Below are 17,693 nucleotides of genomic sequence, written 5' to 3'. Positions count from 1 at the left end.
TCGTCAGAGGACGTGCGCGGCGCCGGTATCGGCAGAGCCTACGTTGCGGCGGAAGGCGGCGAAAAGTTCGCGCCCAATGCCGAATTCGTTGGCGGAAAGGTCGGCGACCACTGGCGTACGGCTATCGAAATCGGGGGCGAGGCAGGTGAGGGTGCCTGCGACCGCATCGAGCCGGACAAGATCACCGTCCCTTAGCCGCGCCAAGGGGCCGCCGGCTGCCGCCTCGGGCGAGACGTGGATCGCTGCCGGAACCTTGCCCGAGGCACCGGACATGCGGCCGTCGGTGACGAGAGCCACCTTGAGGCCGCGATCCTGCAAGACGGAAAGCGTCGGGGTCAACGAGTGGAGTTCGGGCATTCCGTTGGCTTGCGGCCCTTGAAAGCGGACGACAACGATGGTGTCGCCGGTGAACTCGCCCGCCTTGAAAGCGGCTTTCACGGCGTCCTGGCTGTGGAAGATGCGCGCCGGGGCTTCGATCACGTGGCGTTCGGGGGCGACGGCAGAGACCTTGATCACGCCGCGTCCGAGGTTGCCGGTCAGTTGCTTCAGCCCGCCCGAGGCGGCAAAAGGATTGCTTGCCGGGCGGACGATTTTGTCGTTCAGCGTGGTGTTCGGCCCGTCGCGCCAGGCCAGTTTGCCGCCTTCGAGGGTGGGTTCCTGGCGGTAGCTGGCAAGCCCGTCGCCCGCGATGGTCTTGGCATCGGGGTGGAGGAGGCCGGCATCGAGAAGTTGGCCGATCAGGAATTGCAGGCCTCCGGCGGCGTGGAAGTGGTTCACGTCGGCCAGGCCGTTCGGGTAGACCTTGGCCATCAGGGGTACGGCTTCCGACAGGTCGGCGAAATCCTGAAGGTCGAGGATCACACCTGACGCGCGGGCCATTGCCGGCAGGTGGAGGACGAGGTTCGTCGAGCCCCCCGTCGCCATTAGGCCAACGATGCCGTTGACGTAGGCGCGTTCGTCGAGGATCTCGCCCACCGGGCGGAAATCATTGCCAAGGGCGGTGATCTGGGCGGCGCGTTCCACGGCGGCCACGGTCAGCGCGTCGCGCAGGGGGGTGCCGGGGTTGACGAAGCTGGTGCCGGGCAGGTGCAGGCCCATGAATTCCATCAGCATCTGGTTGGTATTGGCGGTGCCGTAAAAAGTGCAGGTGCCGGAACCGTGGTAGCTGGCCATTTCGGCGGCCATCAGTTCTTCGCGGCTGGCCTTGCCTTCGGCGTAGGCGTTGCGGACGCGGGATTTTTCATCGTTCGGGATGCCGGAGGTCATCGGGCCGGCAGGCACGAAGACCGCGGGTATATGGCCGAAGGTGGCGGCGGCCATGACGAGGCCGGGCACGATCTTGTCGCACACGCCAAGGTAAAGGCTGGCGTCAAAGCAGTTATGGCTGAGGGCAACCCCTGCGGCGAGGGCGATCACATCGCGGGAAAAAAGCGAAAGCTCCATTCCCGGTTGGCCTTGGGTCACGCCGTCACACATGGCGGGCACGCCGCCTGCGACCTGCACCGTTGCACCGGCCATGCCTGCTGCGGCGCGGATGATGTCGGGGTAGCGTTCGAACGGCTGATGCGCCGAGAGCATGTCGTTGTAGGCGGTGACGATGCCGATGTTCGGCTTGGTGGTTCCGGCAAGATCGGGCTTTGCATCGCCCATCGCGGCATAGGCATGGGCCTGATTGCCGCAGGACAGGTGCGCGCGGACCGGGCCATTGCTTACCGCCTTGGCCATCCGGTCAAGGTAGGTGCCGCGACTGGCATCCGAGCGTGCGCGGATGCGTTCGGTGACACGGGCAATGGTCGGATGAAGCGACATGGAAAACGGCCTCCGGCTGCGGACAGGGACGGTCTATCAGATGGTGTTAGCGCTAACAAGATGCCAGTGCGGCTTTGTCCAAATGTGGGCCGGTGGCGGCGACTGTGCAAGGGAAAGCGGTGGGTCAGGGGCTTTCCGGCGCGGGCCGATCCGGGTATGGGAGGGTGATGGAACAAGATACACCCCCCTCCCGCCTGCTGCCAACCGTGCGCTTGAAACCAAAGGCCGAGGCGCGGGCGATCCGCCACGGTTTCCCGTGGGTCTATGCGGATGAACTGGTCACGGACCGGCGCACCTCGTCTTTGGTGCCCGGCGCGCTGGCGGTTCTGGAAGATGGCGAGCGCCGGCCTTTGGGTCTGGTCACGGTCAACGTCAAATCGAAGATCATTGCCCGGATGCTGGACCGCAACGAAGAGGCGGCGATTGATCAGCCGTGGTTCGAGGCGCGGCTGGGGCGTGCCTTGGCGATGCGGGCGCGGCTTTATGACCAGCCCTACTACAGGCTTGTCCATGCAGAGGCGGACGGTCTGCCCGGCTTGATCATCGACCGGTTCGGCGACGTGGCGGTGATCCAGCCGAATGCGGCGTGGGTCGAGGCGCATCTGGTGCCGCTGACTGCCGCGCTGAGGGCGGTGACGGGCGTCACAACCGTGGTGAAGAACGGCACGGGACGGTCGCGCGGACTGGAGGGGTTGGGCGAGGAGATGGCGGTGCTGGCGGGGGCGGTCGAGGGGCCGCTGCCGGTGCCGATGAACGGGGCCACCTATATGGCCGATGTCATGGGCGGGCAGAAGACGGGGCTCTTTTTCGACCAGCGGCCGAACCACGCTTTTGCCGCGCGGCTGGCGAAGGGTGCGCGGGTGCTGGATGTGTTCACCCATGTCGGCGGCTTTGCCCTGGCAGCGCTGGCCAGTGGGGCGGACAGTGCGCTTGCGGTTGACGCATCGGCACCGGCGCTGGCGCTGGCGATGCAGGGGGCCGAGGCTTCGGGGTTTGCCGATCGGTTCGCCACCCGTCAGGGCGATGCCTTCGAGGTGCTGGAGGCGCTGGCCGAAGCGGGCGAAAGCTATGACCTTGTGATCTGCGATCCGCCGGCCTTTGCGCCTGCCAAGCCCGCGCTGGAGGCGGGATTGCGGGCCTATGAACGGCTGGCGCGGCTTGCGGCTCACGTCGTGGCGCCGGGGGGCTATCTGGTGTTGTGTTCGTGCAGCCATGCGGCTGATCTGCAGGCGTTCCGGAATGCCAGCGCCCGAGGGATCGGGCGCGGCGGGCGTCGGGCGCAGCTGATCCACACCGGATTTGCCGGGCCGGACCATCCGATGCTGCCGCAGCTGGCGGAAAGCGCTTACCTCAAGGCGCTGGTTTTCCGGCTGGACGGATGAAGGCGGTTCTGGACGCTTGCGTCCTTTACCCGACGGTCTTGCGTGAAATCCTGCTGGGGGTCGCGGCGGCGGGGCTTTACGAGCCGCTGATGTCAGACCGCATCCTGCGCGAATGGACGCGGGCTACGGCCAAGCTGGGGGCGGGCGCGCAGGCCATGGCAGAGGGCGAGGCGGTACTCGTGCGCGCGGCCTTTCCGCGAGCGGTGGTGCGCGAGCGGCCGGACATCGAGGCGCGGCTATTGCTGCCCGACCCGAATGACCTCCATGTGCTGGCGGTGGCGATTGCGGGCCATGCCGATGCCATCATCACCTTCAACATGCAGGATTTTCCCGGCCATGTGCTGGCAGTGGAGGGCATCAGCCGGCGCGACCCGGACGGCTTTTTGTGGGAGCTGCACTCGCGCCATCCCGTCGAGGTGGCACGGGTGGTGGAGGATGTGCGGGCCAAGGCCGAGGCGATTTCCGGCCAGCCGATGCCCCTGAAGGCGCTGATGAAACGCGCCCGGCTTTACCGGTTGGGCAAGGCGTTGCAGGCCTAGCCCCGCGCTGGCAGGATGTTCTGGTTCAGACGGAAAAGGTTGTTGCCGTCGAAGCGGGCCTTCAGCGCGGCGAGGCGGCGGTATTTGGCGGCGCCATAGGCCTTTTCGGCCACGGCTGACCCGCTGTCGCCCTGTTCGTTCACGTAGTTGGTTTCCATCGACAGGGCCATCAGTTGGCGCGCCGATCCGCGGCCCCAGTCAAGGCAGGCGGTGTCGTCCTTGACCGCATCCCAGACCGGATTGGCAACCCAATAGTACCCGGCGGAGCGGCCGGAATAGGCGGTGGCATCCTCGGCCATGTCAGCCACGGCGCCGCCGAGCTGCAGCACGTAGATTTCAGAATCCTCGGTGGGTGCCGTGGCCGCAGCTGTGACCATCGCCTCGATTGCCGCATCATCAAGATCGTGCAGGAAGCCGCCGCGGGAATAGTAGCGCCGTCCCCACGGCGCGCCGGTGTCATTGCGGCTTTGGAAATCGCAGTAGGACAGGGGCATCAGGCCGCCATCGGCAGGGACGCCAAGCTGGCCGAACGGCAGGACGGCGTCTTGCGTTCCGGCGGTATTGCCGCTGGCGAACGCGGTCAGACTGAGCGCGGTGGATGACAGGGTGAAGGAGGTTGACACCTCGCGTCGGGCGGCGCGGGCAAGATCGCTGTAGGCGCGCAGGGCGGTTGCGGCAGAGGCCAGCGGATAGCGCCAATTGCCCATACGGACCGGACCGAGGTCATGCATCCGGAAGCGGAATTCAGTAACGACGCCGAAGTTGCCGCCACCGCCGCGCAGGCCCCAGAACAGTTCGGGCTCAAGATCGGCGCTGCAATCGACGATGTCGCCGCTGGCCGTCACCATGCGCGCGCCAAGGAGGCTGTCGATGGTCATGCCGAAGCGCCGGCTGAGCCAGCCCATTCCACCGCCCAAGGTCAGGCCGCCGACGCCGGTGTGCGAGATTACACCGGCGGGGGTGACGAGGCCATGAGGCGCGCCGGCCGCGTCGATCTGGCCAAGAAGCGCGCCGCCGCCGACTGTCACCACACGCGCTGCCGGATCAACCGACACGGTGTTCATTAACGACAGGTCCAGCACGATGCCGCCGTCACAGGTGGAAAAACCGGGGATGCTGTGACCGCCGCCGCGAACCGCGAAGGGTTTGCCTTGCGTGGCGGCCAGACGGATCGCGGCGCAGACGTCGTCGGTGGTGCGGGCCTGAAGGATCAGCGCGGGGTAACGGTCGAACGACCCGTTCCAGACGCGACGCAGACGGTCATACTGGGGGTGATCCGGTGTCACGGAGTGACCGGCGAAATCTGGCAACGACAGGGTGGAAGCCGATGTGCTCATGGTCGCCTTCCCTCGGTCTATCTGGTCGGATGGTTGGGGCAACCTACGTGCCTGTCAAGCGAGCAATACCGCTGTGGCAGGATGCCGCGGCGCAATCCCGGGATTGGCGTGAAAGGTGCCCGTTATCGGTGCAAGACAGGGTGTCAGGGTGTCCCGAGCCAGCGGGCCTCGTTCGCCTCGATCGCGGCGATGCGTTCGTCGACATGAGGGTGGCTGAGCAGCCATGCGGGCACGCCTTCGGCGTGTGTCTGAGTCAGCGCCTCGAGCTTGCGGAACAGGCTTTTCTGCGGGCCGGTGCCGATACCGGCCTTGATCAGCAGAGCGGATGCGTAGGCGTCGGCCTCGAATTCGTCGCGGCGCGACATGCGGGCCATCAGCGCGGTGGAGATGATGTTGGCGAGCCAGATGCCGACGAAGGGCAGGAAGCGGTTCAGGAGGGCCGAGAGCATCACGAACACCGCGTTCTGCCCGGTGAAGTCGATCATTCGGCGCCGCATGTGGCCAAGGGCGACGTGGCCCATTTCATGCGCGATGACGCTGGCCAGTTCTTCGGCTGTCACCTCGCCACGGATCTTGCGGTTGAGAAAGCCGCGGGTCAGGAAGATGCGGCCGTCCGGGGCGGCGAGGCCGTTCACTGGTTCAACCTCGAACACGTTGACCTTTATCTGCGGCACATCCAGCGCCTCGGCCATCTGTGCGGCGAGGCGGGTTATGGCGGGATCGGTCAGCGGCTTGGACTGCTGGTCGAGCATCTTCTTGGTGCGCCAGACCGAAAAGCGCATCATCAGAACCGCGTAGGACACCGCGAGGAGGAGGGGGAGGAACTTCATCATCGTGCCGGATATGGGGTGGCGTGCATTTGTTTAAACCCCCGTCCGCTGCGACGAATAGAGCCAGTAGCCAAGGATCAGGACCGCCGAGGCACCGGCAACGACGCCAAGCACCGAGCCGAGCATCTGGCTTGCCGCCTCGACGTTGCCGGCAAAGGCGTAGCCTGCGCCCACATAGATTCCCGCCCAGACCGCTTCGCCAGCGACCCCTGCGGTTGTGAAGCGCGGCCAGCCGTAGCCGGTGCTGCCCGCTGTAAGGTTAACCCACGGCCCGAGCGGGCTGAACAGCCAGCGCGTCAAGAAGACCGCGCTGGTGCCGCGCCTGTCCATGATCGCCACGGCCTTTGCGAGCAGTCGGTCGCGGCCCGGATCGCGACGGAGCTGTGTCAGAAGGCGTGTGCCAAAGCTGCGCCCGGCCCAGTAGCCAAGCTGGTCGCCAGCGATGCCGCCCCCGGCAGCGGCGGCGAGGGTCGGGGCGAGGGCCAGATCGCCGGCAGCCACAAAACCACCTGCCGTCAGCATCAGGATCGAGGCAGGGAAGGGCAGGGCGAGGCAGGACAGGAACGTGGTCGCAGCCAGCAGCCACAGCCCGTATTGCGGCACGAGGGCAAGGAGCCAGTCGGTCATTCGCCACGCTCGGCACGCAGGGCCGTTATGGCGGCCTCGACTTCTGCGATGATGTCGGCCACGGGCACGCCACGGTCGCGCGCGATTTCGGCCAGGGGTTGCGGGCGACCCTTGGCTTCGGGCAAGGGCAGGCCGGCCTTGGCGTCAAGCGCGCGAGGGTCAAGGCCCCAGGACCGCGCCACGTAGCCGACGGTCATCCACGGCTGGACCGGGACCTGCTGGTGGGTTTGCCAGTAGACCGTCTGCCCCACCAGACGAAGCAGAAAGAACAGCGTCACCGCGCAGGCCAGGAGGAACGCCGATGTGAGCCAGGGCCGCGTGCGCCAAAGTTTCTTCATCCGAGCTGTCTGACCCCCCTGCCGATGCCTTCCAACGTCATTGGCACCATCTTTCCGTCGAAGATTTCGCGGATCAGCCGCGTGGAGTGGCTGTGTTGCCACCCGGTCTCGGGAACCGGGTTGATCCAGAGGTGATGCGGCCACTGCGCGCCAATCCGGCGCAGCCAGACCTGCCCCGCCTCGGCGTTCCAGTGTTCGTTGGCGCCGCCGGGGTGGAGGATTTCGTAAGGGCTCATCGCGGCGTCGCCGACGATGATGCATTTGTAGTCGGAGCCAAAGGTCCGCAGCACGTCCCATGTCGGGGTTTGTGCGTCCCAGCGGCGGCGGTTGTCGCGCCAGACGCCTTCGTAGATGCAATTGTGGAAGTAGAAGGTGACGAGGTGCTTGAATTCGGCGCGGGCGGCGGAGAACAGCTCCTCCATCACCTTGACGTAAGGGTCCATCGACCCGCCGATGTCGAGGAACAAGAGCACCTTCACCGCGTTGCGCCGTTCCGGCCTTGTCTGCACGTCAAGCCAGCCGTGCTCGGCGGTGGCGCGGATGGTGCCGTCGAGGTCAAGTTCGTCCGCCGCGCCGTCGCGGGCCCATTTGCGCAGGCGGCGGAGGGCGACCTTGATGTTGCGGGTCCCAAGCTCGACGTCGTCGGCAAGGTTGCGGAATTCGCGTTTGTCCCAGACCTTGACCGCGCGCTGGTGGCGGCTTTGGTCCTGCCCGATGCGCACGCCTTCGGGGTTGTAGCCATAAGCGCCGAAGGGAGAGGTGCCGGCTGTGCCCACCCATTTCGAGCCGCCCTGATGCCGAGACTTTTGTTCGGCGAGCCGTTGACGCAAGGTTTCGATCAGCGCGTCAAAGCTGCCAAGGGCTGCGATGGCCGCGCGTTCTTCGGGCGAGAGGTGCTTTTCTGCCAGCTTTTCCAGCCAGTCGCGCGGCAGGTCCAGCGCCTCCAGCACCTGATCTGTGCTGATCGCCTCTAGCCCCTCGAAGGCCTTGGCGAAGGCACGGTCGAAGCGGTCGAGATGGCGTTCGTCCTTCACCAGTGCAGTGCGGGCGAGGTAGTAGAACCCTTCCGGGTCATAGGTCACGAGGCCTGCGGCCATGCCTTCCAGAAAACCGAGAAATTCGCGCAAGGAGACTGGCACGCCTTCGTTCCTTAGGGTCTGGAAGAAGGGCAGGAACATCGGTTACCTCATGAGCATCCGCTCGAGGAAGATGGTCAGAAAAAGGCCAAGGAGGCAGAAGGCGATGCCGAAGCCGGCGGCATATTGCGCCATGTCGGCGGGTTTGCCGCCACGCCGCCACGCGGTGAACGCGCCAAGCAACGCCCCGAAGATGAACCCGCCGATGACGATCACGCCGCCCCCTTTTCCGGGGGCACGACGCCCCGCCTTCAGCCTTTGCCGACGCCTGAAGCCACCGCCGCGATATCGCGCATCCGGGCCTTCACGACCGTATCCGAGCCGAAGCCATAGCGCGCCCACGGCTGACTGTCGAGCCTGAGCGCCGCCGCACCGACGCTATCGCCTAGCTTGTCCATTGCTTCGGCCTTGATCAGCATCAGGGTGGCCAGAAGTGCTGCGTTTTCATGCCGTTGCACTATGGGAATGGCGTGGTCGGCCAGCCGGATCGCTTCGGTCGGGCTGCCGGTACCGAGGGCCATTGCGGCCAGTTGCATCTCGATGTGGGCGACGTGAACCTCGCCGCCGGGTTGGCGGGCGTAGATCGCGGCGGCTGCGGAAAAGGCGCCAAGCGCGCGAGTCTGGTCGGAGCCCGCGCTGAGCCGACCGAGGGCGAAGTAGCTGAAGGCTAGGCGGTTGTCGGCCCAACCTTCGGACTGGGCGATGGAGACTGCGCGTTCGGCGGCCCTGAGGCGGGCGGCAGTGTTGCCTTTTCGCCCAAGCGCGGTTTCGATCGCGGCGGTCCAGTCGCGCGGCGTGGGGCCGGCGCTTTGTCCGCCCATGCCGGAACCTGCGGGGTTCATCCGTGCGACAAGCCCCGGAACCAGCGCCGCTGCAGTGTCGCGCGTCATGCCGCTGCGAAGTTCGGGAGCATAGTAGATCCGCAGGATCAGCATGTCGAAGGCGGTCAGGACCGAGTTGAAATTGTCGTCGTTGAAGACTGAATCGGGCAGCCGGTAGAGATCGTTCAGTGGCCCGATGGCCTGCGCGATTTCTTCGTGCAGGCAGTCGCGCACCTCTTGCGGGCTCGTATCGGCGGGCACGAAGATCGCGGCACGGGTGCGGCGGGTCACGGCGCCCCAATCCACGGCCTCGGACCCGCGGCGCGAGCGGTATTCAGCCAGCGACGAGACGTTCGGGACGACAAAGCAGGCCGCCTGAGGCGCCATCCGGCGCAGTGCTGCGCGGGGCACGAATTCAACGGTGATCGAGGCGTCCTCGCGGGATGCCAAGCTGACGGGAAGGCCGGCTTCGGATTGAAGGCGGGCGATCAGGACGGCCAGATCGCGCGGTGCGGTTGGCGGCACGTCGCCCGCAAGGCGGATGCTGATCGGGCCTTCGAACCGGGTGAAGATGGGCAGGCTGCGCCCGCTTTCCATCGCGAAGGAGAGGTCGAGAAAATCGCGGGCAATTTCGGCGTTGCTGCGGCTGGAGCCATGCGGGGCAAAGCCCTGCAGCGGTGCAAAGCTGACCTCGGTTGCGGCGGTGGGCCGGGCCTTGGACACCTGTGCCGAAGGGGCGCAGGCGGACAGGGCCAGGACGGCCATGAGAGAGAGAAGGCGCATGCGGCAGCACTCGCGGGGACTGTGGCGCGCCCCGGGCAGACAGGGCGCAACCAGCAGTGTCAGGAGCGGGGCGCACCGCTGTCAATTCCGGAATTAAGTCGTGATTTCTGGGCACTATCTGTGGCGGTTAAAGTGTGTGCTGCGTCCAGATGTTCGATTTCGGCTCACGCTTTGTTTCAGTTGTGGCGAAAGATCACGGGCTTTTGGGTGCCCGCAGGCGCTATCCCAAGGTGGTGGCAAGGCTTTTCGGGCCGATTCGGTTATGTTGGAAAAGGTCAAATCAACGGCCGCTGCGCGCAAGGAAGGCGAGGCGTTCGAACAGTTGCACGTCCTGTTCGTTCTTCAGGAGCGCGCCATAGAGCTTTGGCAGGCTGGTCTTTCCGTCGCGCTTGAGGTCGGCGGGATCGATGTCTTCGGCCAGCAGGAGGCGCAGCCAGTCAAGCACCTCGCTGGTGGACGGTTTCTTCTTAAGGCCGGGGGTGTCGCGCAGTTCGAAGAACTGGGTCAGCGCGACGGTAAGGAGAGCGTCCTTGATGCCGGGGAAATGCACCGCAACGATGGCGCGCAGGGTGTCGATGTCGGGAAAGCGGATGAAGTGAAAGAAACAGCGGCGCAGGAAAGCGTCGGGCAGTTCCTTTTCGTTGTTCGAGGTGATGATGACGACCGGGCGGTGACGGGCGCGGATGGTTTCTCCGGTTTCGTAGACATGGAATTCCATCCGGTCGAGTTCCTGCAGGAGGTCGTTCGGAAACTCGATGTCGGCCTTGTCGACCTCGTCGATCAGAAGGACCACCCGGCCCTCGGCCTCGAAGGCCTGCCAAAGCTTTCCCTTGCGGATGTAGTTGCGCACGTCGCTGACCCGCTCGCCGCCAAGGCCGGGGCCAAGCTGGCTGTCGCGCAGACGGCTGACGGCATCGTATTCGTAAAGCCCCTGCTGCGCCTTTGTGGTTGATTTCACATGCCATTCGACCAGCGGCAGGTCGAGCGCGGCCGCCACCTGGCGGGCAAGTTCTGTCTTGCCGGTGCCCGGCTCGCCTTTCACCAGCAAGGGCCGCTGAAGGGTCACGGCCGCGTTGACGGCGACGCGCAGGTCTTCGGTGGCAACATATGTCGCGGTCGAGGCGAATTTCATTGTGGATCAAGGCTCTGGTTGGGACGGCCGGGGCGAGCCTAGCGGCCCTGACAAATTCTCGCAACCGCTAGTGACATTGCCCGCGCCTTACGCTAAATGGCCGCCAACGGGAGCGCATCATGACAGAAGCCCACCTGTCGGAGCGATCCGGCAATTTGGAGAGAGTTTCGATGAAGGCCGAAGTGTTCTTGCCTGACGATTATCGTCCCGCCGAAGACGAACCATTCATGAATGACCGGCAGCTTGAGTATTTTCGCCGCAAGCTGATTGTCTGGAAGCAGGAACTTCTCGACCAGTCCGCCGAAACCATCGACAGTCTGCAGGACTCGGGCCGCAACGTGCCCGACATCGCCGATCGCGCATCGGAGGAAACCGATCGCGCGCTGGAACTGCGCACGCGGGACCGGCAGCGCAAGCTGGTGGCCAAGATCGACGCAGCGCTGCGCCGGATCGAGAATGGCGAGTTCGGCTATTGCGAGATGACAGGCGAGCCGATCAGCCTGCGTCGCCTTGATGCCCGACCGATCGCCACCATGACACTGGAAGCGCAGGAAAAGCACGAGCGCCGTGAAAAGGTGCACCGCGACGACTGAGCTTGCGAAATAGCGGACAGAGGCGGAAACTTGACGCCGGGCATTACGCCCGGCGTTATCATTTCGGGGGTAAGCCATGAGCCTGATCGGCCAGTCCGTCACCGTCCTTGGGGCGGGGGTTGCGGGGCTTGCGGTGGCGCAGGCGTTGGCGTTGCGCGGCACGTCGGTCACGGTTCTGGAACAGGCCGATGCGATCCGCGAGGTGGGGGCCGGGTTGCAGATTTCGCCGAACGGTGCCTGCGTCCTGCGCGCGCTTGGGCTGGGTGACGCGCTGCATGCGGTGTCGATGCGTGCAGAGGCGGTTGAACTGCGCGACGGGATGTCGGGCGGGCTGGTGACGCGGCTGGAGGTGGGGCGGTTGCGGCCCGAACAGGGGTATCATTTCCTGCTCCGCGCCGACCTGATTGCGCTTTTGCTGCGAGGCGCCTTGGCGGCGGGGGTTACGCTGCGCTTGTTGCAGCGGGTCGATGCGGTCGATGTGTCCGGCCCGCGGCCGTTGCTGTCTATTGGGGGGGAGTGGCGGGAGGCGGAGTTGCTTATCGGGGCGGACGGGCTACATTCACGGTTGCGGCTGGCGCTCAACGGGCCGGAAAAGCCGTTCTTCACGCATCAGGTTGCGTGGCGCGCGTTGATCCCTTGCGAAGCGGGTGCGGCGCCGGTGGCCGAGGTGCACATGGGCGAGGGCCGACATCTGGTCAGCTATCCGGTGCGGGGCGGAACCTTGCGCAACATCGTGGCAGTCGAAGAGCGCCGGAAGTGGGCCGAAGAAAGCTGGTCGCTGCGCGATGATTCGATGGACCTGCGGCTGGCATTCGAGGAGTTCGCTCCACGGGTGCGCGGTTGGCTGGAGCGGGTGGAGGACCCTTGGCTTTGGGGCCTGTTCCAGCATCCGGTGGCGAAGCACTGGTATCGGGCCACGCCGCAGGGGGCTGCGGCCATTCTTGGCGATGCGGCCCACCCGACGCTGCCGTTTCTGGCGCAGGGGGCGTCGATGGGCCTTGAGGACGCCTGGGTGCTGGCCGAGGCACTGGCGGGTCATGACACGGTTGCTGCCGGACTTGCCGCCTTTCAGGCGCGGCGTCAGGCCCGCACCAGCCGGATCGTGGCGGCAGCCAACAGCAATGCGCGGGCCTATCACCTTGGCGGGCCGCTTCGGTCTTTGGCGCACACTGGTATGCGGTTGCTGGGGCAGGTGGCGCCAAATGCGATGCTGGGGCGATTTGATTGGTTATACGGCCATGACGTGACGCAGGGTGCGGTCCGGAATTCCTGACTAGCCCGCCAGTTCGGCCCAGACTGGCACATGGTCCGACGGCTTGTCGCCGCCCCGGACCGCCTTGTCGATCCGGCAGTCGATCAGCCGGTCGGCGGCTTGCGGGCTGAGCAGGATATGGTCGATGCGGATGCCGTTGTTCCGCTCCCACGCGCCGGCCTGATAATCCCAGAAGGAATAATGGCCCGGCCCGGGCGTGATCGCGCGGAAAGCGTCGGTCAGGCCGAGGTTCACGATACGCTGAAACGCGGCGCGGCTTTCGGGCCGGAACAGGGCATCGTCGACCCAGGCCTCTGGCTTTTTTGCGTCTTCTGCCTGCGGGATCACGTTGTAGTCACCAAGGCAGACGAAGGGTTCTTCGGTAGCCAAAAGTGCGCGGACGCGCGCCTCCATCCGTGCCATCCATGCCAGCTTGTAGTCGAACTTCGGCCCCGGGGCCGGGTTGCCGTTCGGCAGGTAAAGCCCGCAGACCCTGATCGGACGCGTTCCCACCACTACCGCCTCGATCCAGCGGGATTGTTCGTCGGTCTCGTCGCCAGGCAGGCCGCGGCGGACATCGGTCAGCGGCAGCTTTGAGAGGATGGCCACCCCGTTGAAGCCCTTTTGACCATGCGTTTCAACGACATATCCCATCGCTTCGAACATTTCGTTGGGGAAGGCCTCATCGACGGACTTGATCTCTTGCAGGCAGACCACGTCGGGCTTTGCCGCGTTCAGCCAGGCTGGCAGCGCCTCGATCCGCGCCTTGATGCCGTTGATGTTGAACGTGGCGAGTTTCATGCGCGGTCCTCCGTTGGCACTGTTCTAGGCCCGGACCGCTTCTGGCTTCAAGCAGTCTGCTGCCAAGGCACGCTCGCGGCTGCCACCCAAAGGGCGTCGATCCGGTCAAGTTCCGCCGTGTCGAACCGCGCGGCCTCTTCCCAATAGCGGCCGGACGCCACGAGGTAGCCAAGCGAAGCCTCGGCCGCGAGCGCCGCTGCGGCGAGGTCGGCGCAGAAGGGCAGCGGTCTGGCCTTTGCCACCAAGGCTTGCGTGGCGCGAGGAAAGATCAGGCGCGACGGGCCAGCCGAAAGGTTGATCATTGCCACGCCACGCATTGCCGCGATCACCATGAGCCGCGCAGACTTTGCCTCGAGCGAGCGCAGCGTGACATCGGCGCGCAGCGGATCGGCGGTGCCCGCGCCGTAGAAATGGGTCTTGCCCTGCTTGGGGTAGACCATGTCGCAGCCAAAGACAGCGATGACCGTCGATTGATGCGAAAAGAGGGCATAATAGGCAGCTGTGAACGCCATTGTGCCCCCAGCATATACAAAGCCGCCAAGGGCGTTCTGCGCCGGCACAAACTCTTTTTCCGTGACAAGGTGCTGGCCGGGGCGCAGCGCGGGTATCCTGTCAGCCGGGAAGTCGTGCGGGTAGATCAGTTCGTCCCAGTCGGGCCGGATAGCATGGGCATTGTTGATGGCCAGCACGCGGTCGAACGGCTGGCGCGGCCAGTCGCGTGCCGCCGTCGCCATCGGTGCCGATCCAAGAATGAGTGTGACCGACATCCGTTCGCCTCCCGTTCGTCTGGCTGCAGATAGACCGGCCGAGCCTGAGGTCACGTAGAAAAGTGATCAGATCGAGAAACTTGTTCCGCATCCGCAGCTTGAAGTGGCGTTCGGGTTTTGCACCACAAAGCGCGCACCGATCAGTTCCTCGGTGAAATCGATCACCGCGTTGGACAGGAAGGGCAGCGACACCTGATCGACCAAGACCCGCTGGCCATCTTTTTCCAAGACCAGATCGTCGGCTCCGGGATCGTCCAGCTTGATGTCATACTGAAACCCCGAACAGCCGCCGCCGTCGACGGCCACGCGCAGGGCGCGCGCGTCGCCGGTGAGTTCTGCGATTTCGGCAAGGCGGGCAAAGGCGCGGTCGGTGACGCGAGGAGGGAGTGTGAGTTCCATGGCTGTTCCCGTATCCTTCCGGTTCTACCCGGAATATAGGTCACCAGACTGCGACCCACAAGCGAGGCCGCGATGCTTGAACCTTTCGCCTGCCAGCCTGACGCTTCGCGGGGGCGGCGCTGGCCGGAACACCTGTCGTCCTTCCGCTCGCCTTACCAGCGGGACCGGGACCGGATAATCCATTCCAGCGCGTTCCGGAGGTTGAAGCACAAGACGCAGGTTTTTGTGGAACACGAGGGCGATTACTACCGCACCCGCCTGACCCATACGATCGAGGTGGCGCAAGTCGCGCGCACGGTTGCTGGGGTGCTTGGGCTTAACACCGACCTTGCCGAGGCGGTGGCGCTGGCGCATGACCTTGGCCACACGCCCTTTGGCCATACCGGCGAGGACGCGATGGAGCGGCTGATGGCCCCCTATGGCGGGTTCGACCACAACGCGCAGGCCTTGCGCATCGTGACGCGGCTGGAACGGCATTACGCCGATTTCGACGGGTTGAACCTGACTTGGGAAACGCTTGAGGGCATTGCGAAACACAATGGCCCTGTGACCGGCCCGAACGCCGACAAGAAGCACGAGGGGCCGCTGCCCTATGCGCTGGCCGAGGTCAACGCGGAGTGGGACCTGGAACTTTCAACCCACGCCTCGGCCGAGGCGCAGGTGGCGGCGATTGCCGACGATGTGGCCTATAGCCACCACGATCTGCATGATGGCCTGCGGTCGGGTTTGTTCACCGAGGCGGATCTGATGGACCTGCCGGTCACCGGGCCAGCCTTTGCCGAGGTGGACCGGCTTTATCCGGGGCTGGACAGGATGCGTCGCCGACACGAGGCGTTGCGCCGGGTCTTTGGCCGTATGGTGGAGGACGTGATTGCGGTGGCGCAGAACCGCCTGACTGCGGCACAGCCGAAATCGGTGGATGACATCCGGCACATGGGCACAACGATCATCCGCTTTTCCAAGCCTCTGTTTCAGGAGTTGAAAGTGATCCGGTCGTTCCTGTTTACCCGGATGTATCGCGCCCCTTCGGTGATGCTGGAGCGCGCGCGGGTGACCGAAGTGATCGACACGCTGTTTCCTCTGTTCCTGCGCGATCCGTCGCTTCTGCCCACCGAATGGCAGGCTGACATCGCGGCGGCCAAAGGCGATGTGGAACTGGCCCGGATCGTGGCCGACTATGTTTCGGGCATGACGGACCGCTTTGCCTTGCAGGAATATCAGCGGTTGGTGGGTTAGGGCGCTGCTGCGTCAGGCCTTGGCGCGCGCTGCCATCACCCAGATCGCGGCCAGCACCAGCGACAGGATCACGTTCCAGCCGGCCATCGAGATGCCGGCCAGCGCCCATGCGATCTGGTCGCAGCGCACCGGGGCCGCGACAACGACATCGGGGTTCAGCAGGTCTGCGGTGGATATCCCTTCGATCGAGCCTGCGGTGCACGACGCAAGCCCCTCCCACCACTTCTGTTCGACGCCGACGTGGAACGCGCCGATCGCGGCGGACGCCAAGGCGGCCAGCGCACCAGCCCAGGCCAGCACCCGCCAGCCAAGCGCCAGCATCAGGGCGCCGATCACGACTGCCGCCGCGTGCGGCCAGCGCTGCCAGAGGCAAAGCTGGCACGGGGCGAGGCCGCCGATGTACTGGAAGGCAAAGGCTCCGGCGAGCAGTGCCGCCGATCCGGCGGCGGCCAGCAGGGATAGTTGGGCGCGTGTCATGGGCGGCTCCGCTTTGAATTTGGCGTGACCATAGGTGCGCTTTTGGGCCGAGGGAAGTCACGGAGTGATGATCCGCGGGTGTGAAAAGGCTTTCTGGAGCGGAACGAAGCAGTTAGACTTCGAGTTGGACAAGAAGGGACTGGTCTGGGTTTTTCGCAGCTTCGCCACGCTTGTAGCGGGCCTGCGAGGTCGGAAAACATGACCGGGTCGCCGTGCAATCGGTAAGGGGTACGACATGGAATGGAAGGGCCGTCGCGGCAGCAACAACATCGAGGATCGCCGCCGCATGAGCAGCGGTAGCGTCGGCCGCGTCGGCGGGGTCGGTGTGCTGGCAATCGTCATCATCGGCTACTTCCTTGGCGTCGACCTGACGCCCTTGCTGAATGATCCGGGCACGTCCCGGCAAAGTTCCGCTTCGGTAGAGTTGACTGCGGAAGACAAGACTGCGGGGGAGTTCGTGTCCGTCACGCTGGCCGATACCGAAGAAGTCTGGACAAAGGTTTTCCGCGAACAGTTGGGCACCACCTACCGTACCCCCACGCTGGTGCTGTTCAAGCAAGGTACGCAATCAGCCTGCGGTGGGGCATCCGAGGCGACGGGGCCGTTCTATTGCCCGACAGACCGCAAGATCTATCTGGACACCGGCTTTTTCGTGACGCTGGAGCGCAGGCTGGGCGCCAAGGGTGATTTTGCGGCGGCCTATGTGGTAGCCCACGAAATCGGTCACCATGTGCAGAACGAACTTGGCATCCTAAGCAAGGCCAATGACGTGCGCCAACGGGTCAGCGAGGCGGAAAGCAACGCAATCTCGGTCCGGATCGAACTGCAGGCGGATTGCCTGTCGGGCATCTGGGCGCGCGAGGCACAGCAGACACTTGGCACCATCGAGCGCGGCGATCTGGAAGAGGCGGTGAATGCCGCCCGGCAGATCGGGGACGACACGTTGCAAGCCAACGCAGGCCAGCGCCCGATGCCGCACACATTTACGCACGGCACATCGGAACAGAGGTCGCGCTGGTTCGTGACCGGCTACCAGTCGGGGCAACTTGCGGACTGTGACACGTTCCAGACCAACACACTCTGACCGGATTGACGGCGGTCGCACCGCCGTCTAAACCACGCGTCGTGCCCGAGTGGTGGAATGGTAGACGCAGGGGATTCAAAATCCTCCGCCGCAAGGCTTGCGAGTTCGAGTCTCGCCTCGGGCACCACTTATCCAATGCAAGGTGAGCGGCAGACAAGTTGGCCGGATCGCAATGATGTTAAGTCAAAGCGGTGTCCAAAGCAGCGCTCCAAAACGCCCAGCGGCCGTAATCTTCGAGTCTTTCCCCGTGCTGATGATCGGGACGAGCAGCAAGCCGTTTCGCCCGCTGCGGCGCGTACTTGCGCAATTGGACGCTGAAAACCTGTCAAAATGCGGCTTGCGGGCGACAC

19 protein-coding genes and 1 tRNA gene are annotated in these 17,693 nt (G+C 65.0%); 7 read left to right on the top strand and 13 right to left on the bottom strand.

All coding sequences use genetic code 11. The annotated features are described in order from the left end of the window. Positions 1-3: 3 nt before the first annotated feature. Positions 4-1,809, bottom strand: a complete 1,806-nt coding sequence (gene edd, locus ACROUL_RS13410; protein WP_431299967.1) for a phosphogluconate dehydratase — start codon at positions 1,807-1,809, stop codon at positions 4-6. A gap of 167 nt (positions 1,810-1,976) precedes the next feature. On the opposite strand from edd, the gene ACROUL_RS13405 reads away from it, so the two are divergent. Then, positions 1,977-3,191 carry an RSP_2647 family RNA methyltransferase gene (locus tag ACROUL_RS13405; protein ID WP_431299966.1) on the top strand — a complete coding sequence of 405 codons (1,215 nt, stop codon included), beginning with the start codon at positions 1,977-1,979 and terminating at the stop codon, positions 3,189-3,191. Continuing rightward, a complete protein-coding gene (locus ACROUL_RS13400; RefSeq protein WP_431299965.1) occupies positions 3,188-3,730 on the top strand; it encodes an RSP_2648 family PIN domain-containing protein in 543 nt (180 codons plus the stop codon). Before ACROUL_RS13405 ends, ACROUL_RS13400 begins: the two co-directional genes overlap by 4 nt. Here ACROUL_RS13400 and ACROUL_RS13395 read toward each other — a convergent pair. The 8 genes from ACROUL_RS13395 to ACROUL_RS13360 all read right to left on the bottom strand — a co-directional run bounded on the left by ACROUL_RS13395 (position 3,727) and on the right by ACROUL_RS13360 (position 10,734). After that, positions 3,727-5,067, bottom strand: a complete 1,341-nt coding sequence (locus tag ACROUL_RS13395) for an FAD-binding oxidoreductase (RefSeq protein ID WP_431299964.1) — start codon at positions 5,065-5,067, stop codon at positions 3,727-3,729. The two genes, ACROUL_RS13400 and ACROUL_RS13395, sit on opposite strands and share 4 nt — an antisense overlap. A gap of 143 nt (positions 5,068-5,210) precedes the next feature. Next, complete coding sequence (locus ACROUL_RS13390) at positions 5,211-5,900, bottom strand: M48 family metallopeptidase (protein WP_431299963.1); 690 nt, start codon at positions 5,898-5,900, stop codon at positions 5,211-5,213. 30 nt (positions 5,901-5,930) lie between these two features. Beyond that, positions 5,931-6,524, bottom strand: a complete 594-nt coding sequence (locus ACROUL_RS13385) for a DedA family protein (protein WP_431299962.1) — start codon at positions 6,522-6,524, stop codon at positions 5,931-5,933. Next, the gene (locus ACROUL_RS13380; RefSeq protein ID WP_431299961.1) at positions 6,521-6,862 is read right to left on the bottom strand and encodes a hypothetical protein; all 342 of its coding nucleotides are present in this window, start codon (positions 6,860-6,862) and stop codon (positions 6,521-6,523) included. Before ACROUL_RS13380 ends, ACROUL_RS13385 begins: the two co-directional genes overlap by 4 nt. After that, positions 6,859-8,040, bottom strand: coding sequence for a vWA domain-containing protein (locus ACROUL_RS13375; RefSeq protein WP_431299960.1), 1,182 nt, complete (start codon positions 8,038-8,040; stop codon positions 6,859-6,861). The genes ACROUL_RS13380 and ACROUL_RS13375 overlap by 4 nt, the downstream gene beginning before the upstream one ends. Before the next feature lie 3 nt (positions 8,041-8,043). After that, the gene (locus tag ACROUL_RS13370; protein ID WP_431299959.1) at positions 8,044-8,214 is read right to left on the bottom strand and encodes a hypothetical protein; all 171 of its coding nucleotides are present in this window, start codon (positions 8,212-8,214) and stop codon (positions 8,044-8,046) included. 35 nt (positions 8,215-8,249) lie between these two features. Continuing rightward, positions 8,250-9,602, bottom strand: a complete 1,353-nt coding sequence (locus ACROUL_RS13365; protein WP_431299958.1) for a DUF2927 domain-containing protein — start codon at positions 9,600-9,602, stop codon at positions 8,250-8,252. A gap of 280 nt (positions 9,603-9,882) precedes the next feature. Next, entirely contained in the window at positions 9,883-10,734 is an 852-nt protein-coding gene (locus tag ACROUL_RS13360; RefSeq protein WP_431299957.1) for an AAA family ATPase, read from the bottom strand. 170 nt (positions 10,735-10,904) lie between these two features. On the opposite strand from ACROUL_RS13360, the gene dksA reads away from it, so the two are divergent. Both dksA and ACROUL_RS13350 read left to right on the top strand, forming a co-directional pair. Further along, complete coding sequence (gene dksA, locus ACROUL_RS13355; protein WP_305570417.1) at positions 10,905-11,327, top strand: RNA polymerase-binding protein DksA; 423 nt, start codon at positions 10,905-10,907, stop codon at positions 11,325-11,327. A gap of 76 nt (positions 11,328-11,403) precedes the next feature. Further along, the gene (locus tag ACROUL_RS13350; RefSeq protein WP_431299956.1) at positions 11,404-12,600 is read left to right on the top strand and encodes an FAD-dependent monooxygenase; all 1,197 of its coding nucleotides are present in this window, start codon (positions 11,404-11,406) and stop codon (positions 12,598-12,600) included. Here the strand turns inward: ACROUL_RS13350 and xth are convergent, their stop codons facing one another. From xth to ACROUL_RS13335, 3 genes are all read right to left on the bottom strand, one after another. Then, complete coding sequence (gene xth, locus ACROUL_RS13345; RefSeq protein WP_431299955.1) at positions 12,601-13,380, bottom strand: exodeoxyribonuclease III; 780 nt, start codon at positions 13,378-13,380, stop codon at positions 12,601-12,603. A gap of 47 nt (positions 13,381-13,427) precedes the next feature. Continuing rightward, positions 13,428-14,147: a hypothetical protein gene (locus tag ACROUL_RS13340; RefSeq protein WP_431299954.1), complete on the bottom strand. Its 720-nt coding sequence runs from the start codon at positions 14,145-14,147 to the stop codon at positions 13,428-13,430. Positions 14,148-14,213: 66 nt separating this feature from the next. Continuing rightward, positions 14,214-14,546, bottom strand: a complete 333-nt coding sequence (locus tag ACROUL_RS13335; protein WP_431299953.1) for a HesB/IscA family protein — start codon at positions 14,544-14,546, stop codon at positions 14,214-14,216. 72 nt (positions 14,547-14,618) lie between these two features. On the opposite strand from ACROUL_RS13335, the gene ACROUL_RS13330 reads away from it, so the two are divergent. Next, positions 14,619-15,782 carry a deoxyguanosinetriphosphate triphosphohydrolase gene (locus tag ACROUL_RS13330; RefSeq protein ID WP_431299952.1) on the top strand — a complete coding sequence of 388 codons (1,164 nt, stop codon included), beginning with the start codon at positions 14,619-14,621 and terminating at the stop codon, positions 15,780-15,782. A 12-nt stretch (positions 15,783-15,794) separates the two neighbouring features. Here ACROUL_RS13330 and ACROUL_RS13325 read toward each other — a convergent pair whose 3' ends face one another. Further along, on the bottom strand, positions 15,795-16,259 hold the full coding sequence (locus tag ACROUL_RS13325) for a disulfide bond formation protein B (RefSeq protein WP_431299951.1): 465 nt from the start codon (positions 16,257-16,259) through the stop codon (positions 15,795-15,797). A gap of 235 nt (positions 16,260-16,494) precedes the next feature. On the opposite strand from ACROUL_RS13325, the gene ypfJ reads away from it, so the two are divergent. Beyond that, positions 16,495-17,343: a KPN_02809 family neutral zinc metallopeptidase gene (gene ypfJ, locus ACROUL_RS13320; RefSeq protein ID WP_431299950.1), complete on the top strand. Its 849-nt coding sequence runs from the start codon at positions 16,495-16,497 to the stop codon at positions 17,341-17,343. Between the two features lie 43 nt (positions 17,344-17,386). Beyond that, positions 17,387-17,470, top strand: a tRNA-Leu gene (locus tag ACROUL_RS13315). The last annotated feature ends 223 nt before the right edge of the window (positions 17,471-17,693 follow it).

Origin of the sequence: Tabrizicola sp. BL-A-41-H6 (genome assembly GCF_050632395.1) — a bacterium.
Classification (GTDB): Bacteria; Pseudomonadota; Alphaproteobacteria; order Rhodobacterales; family Rhodobacteraceae; genus JAUYQR01.
Note: the sequence above shows the minus strand (reverse complement) of the source record. Positions and strands in the feature narration are given on the sequence as shown.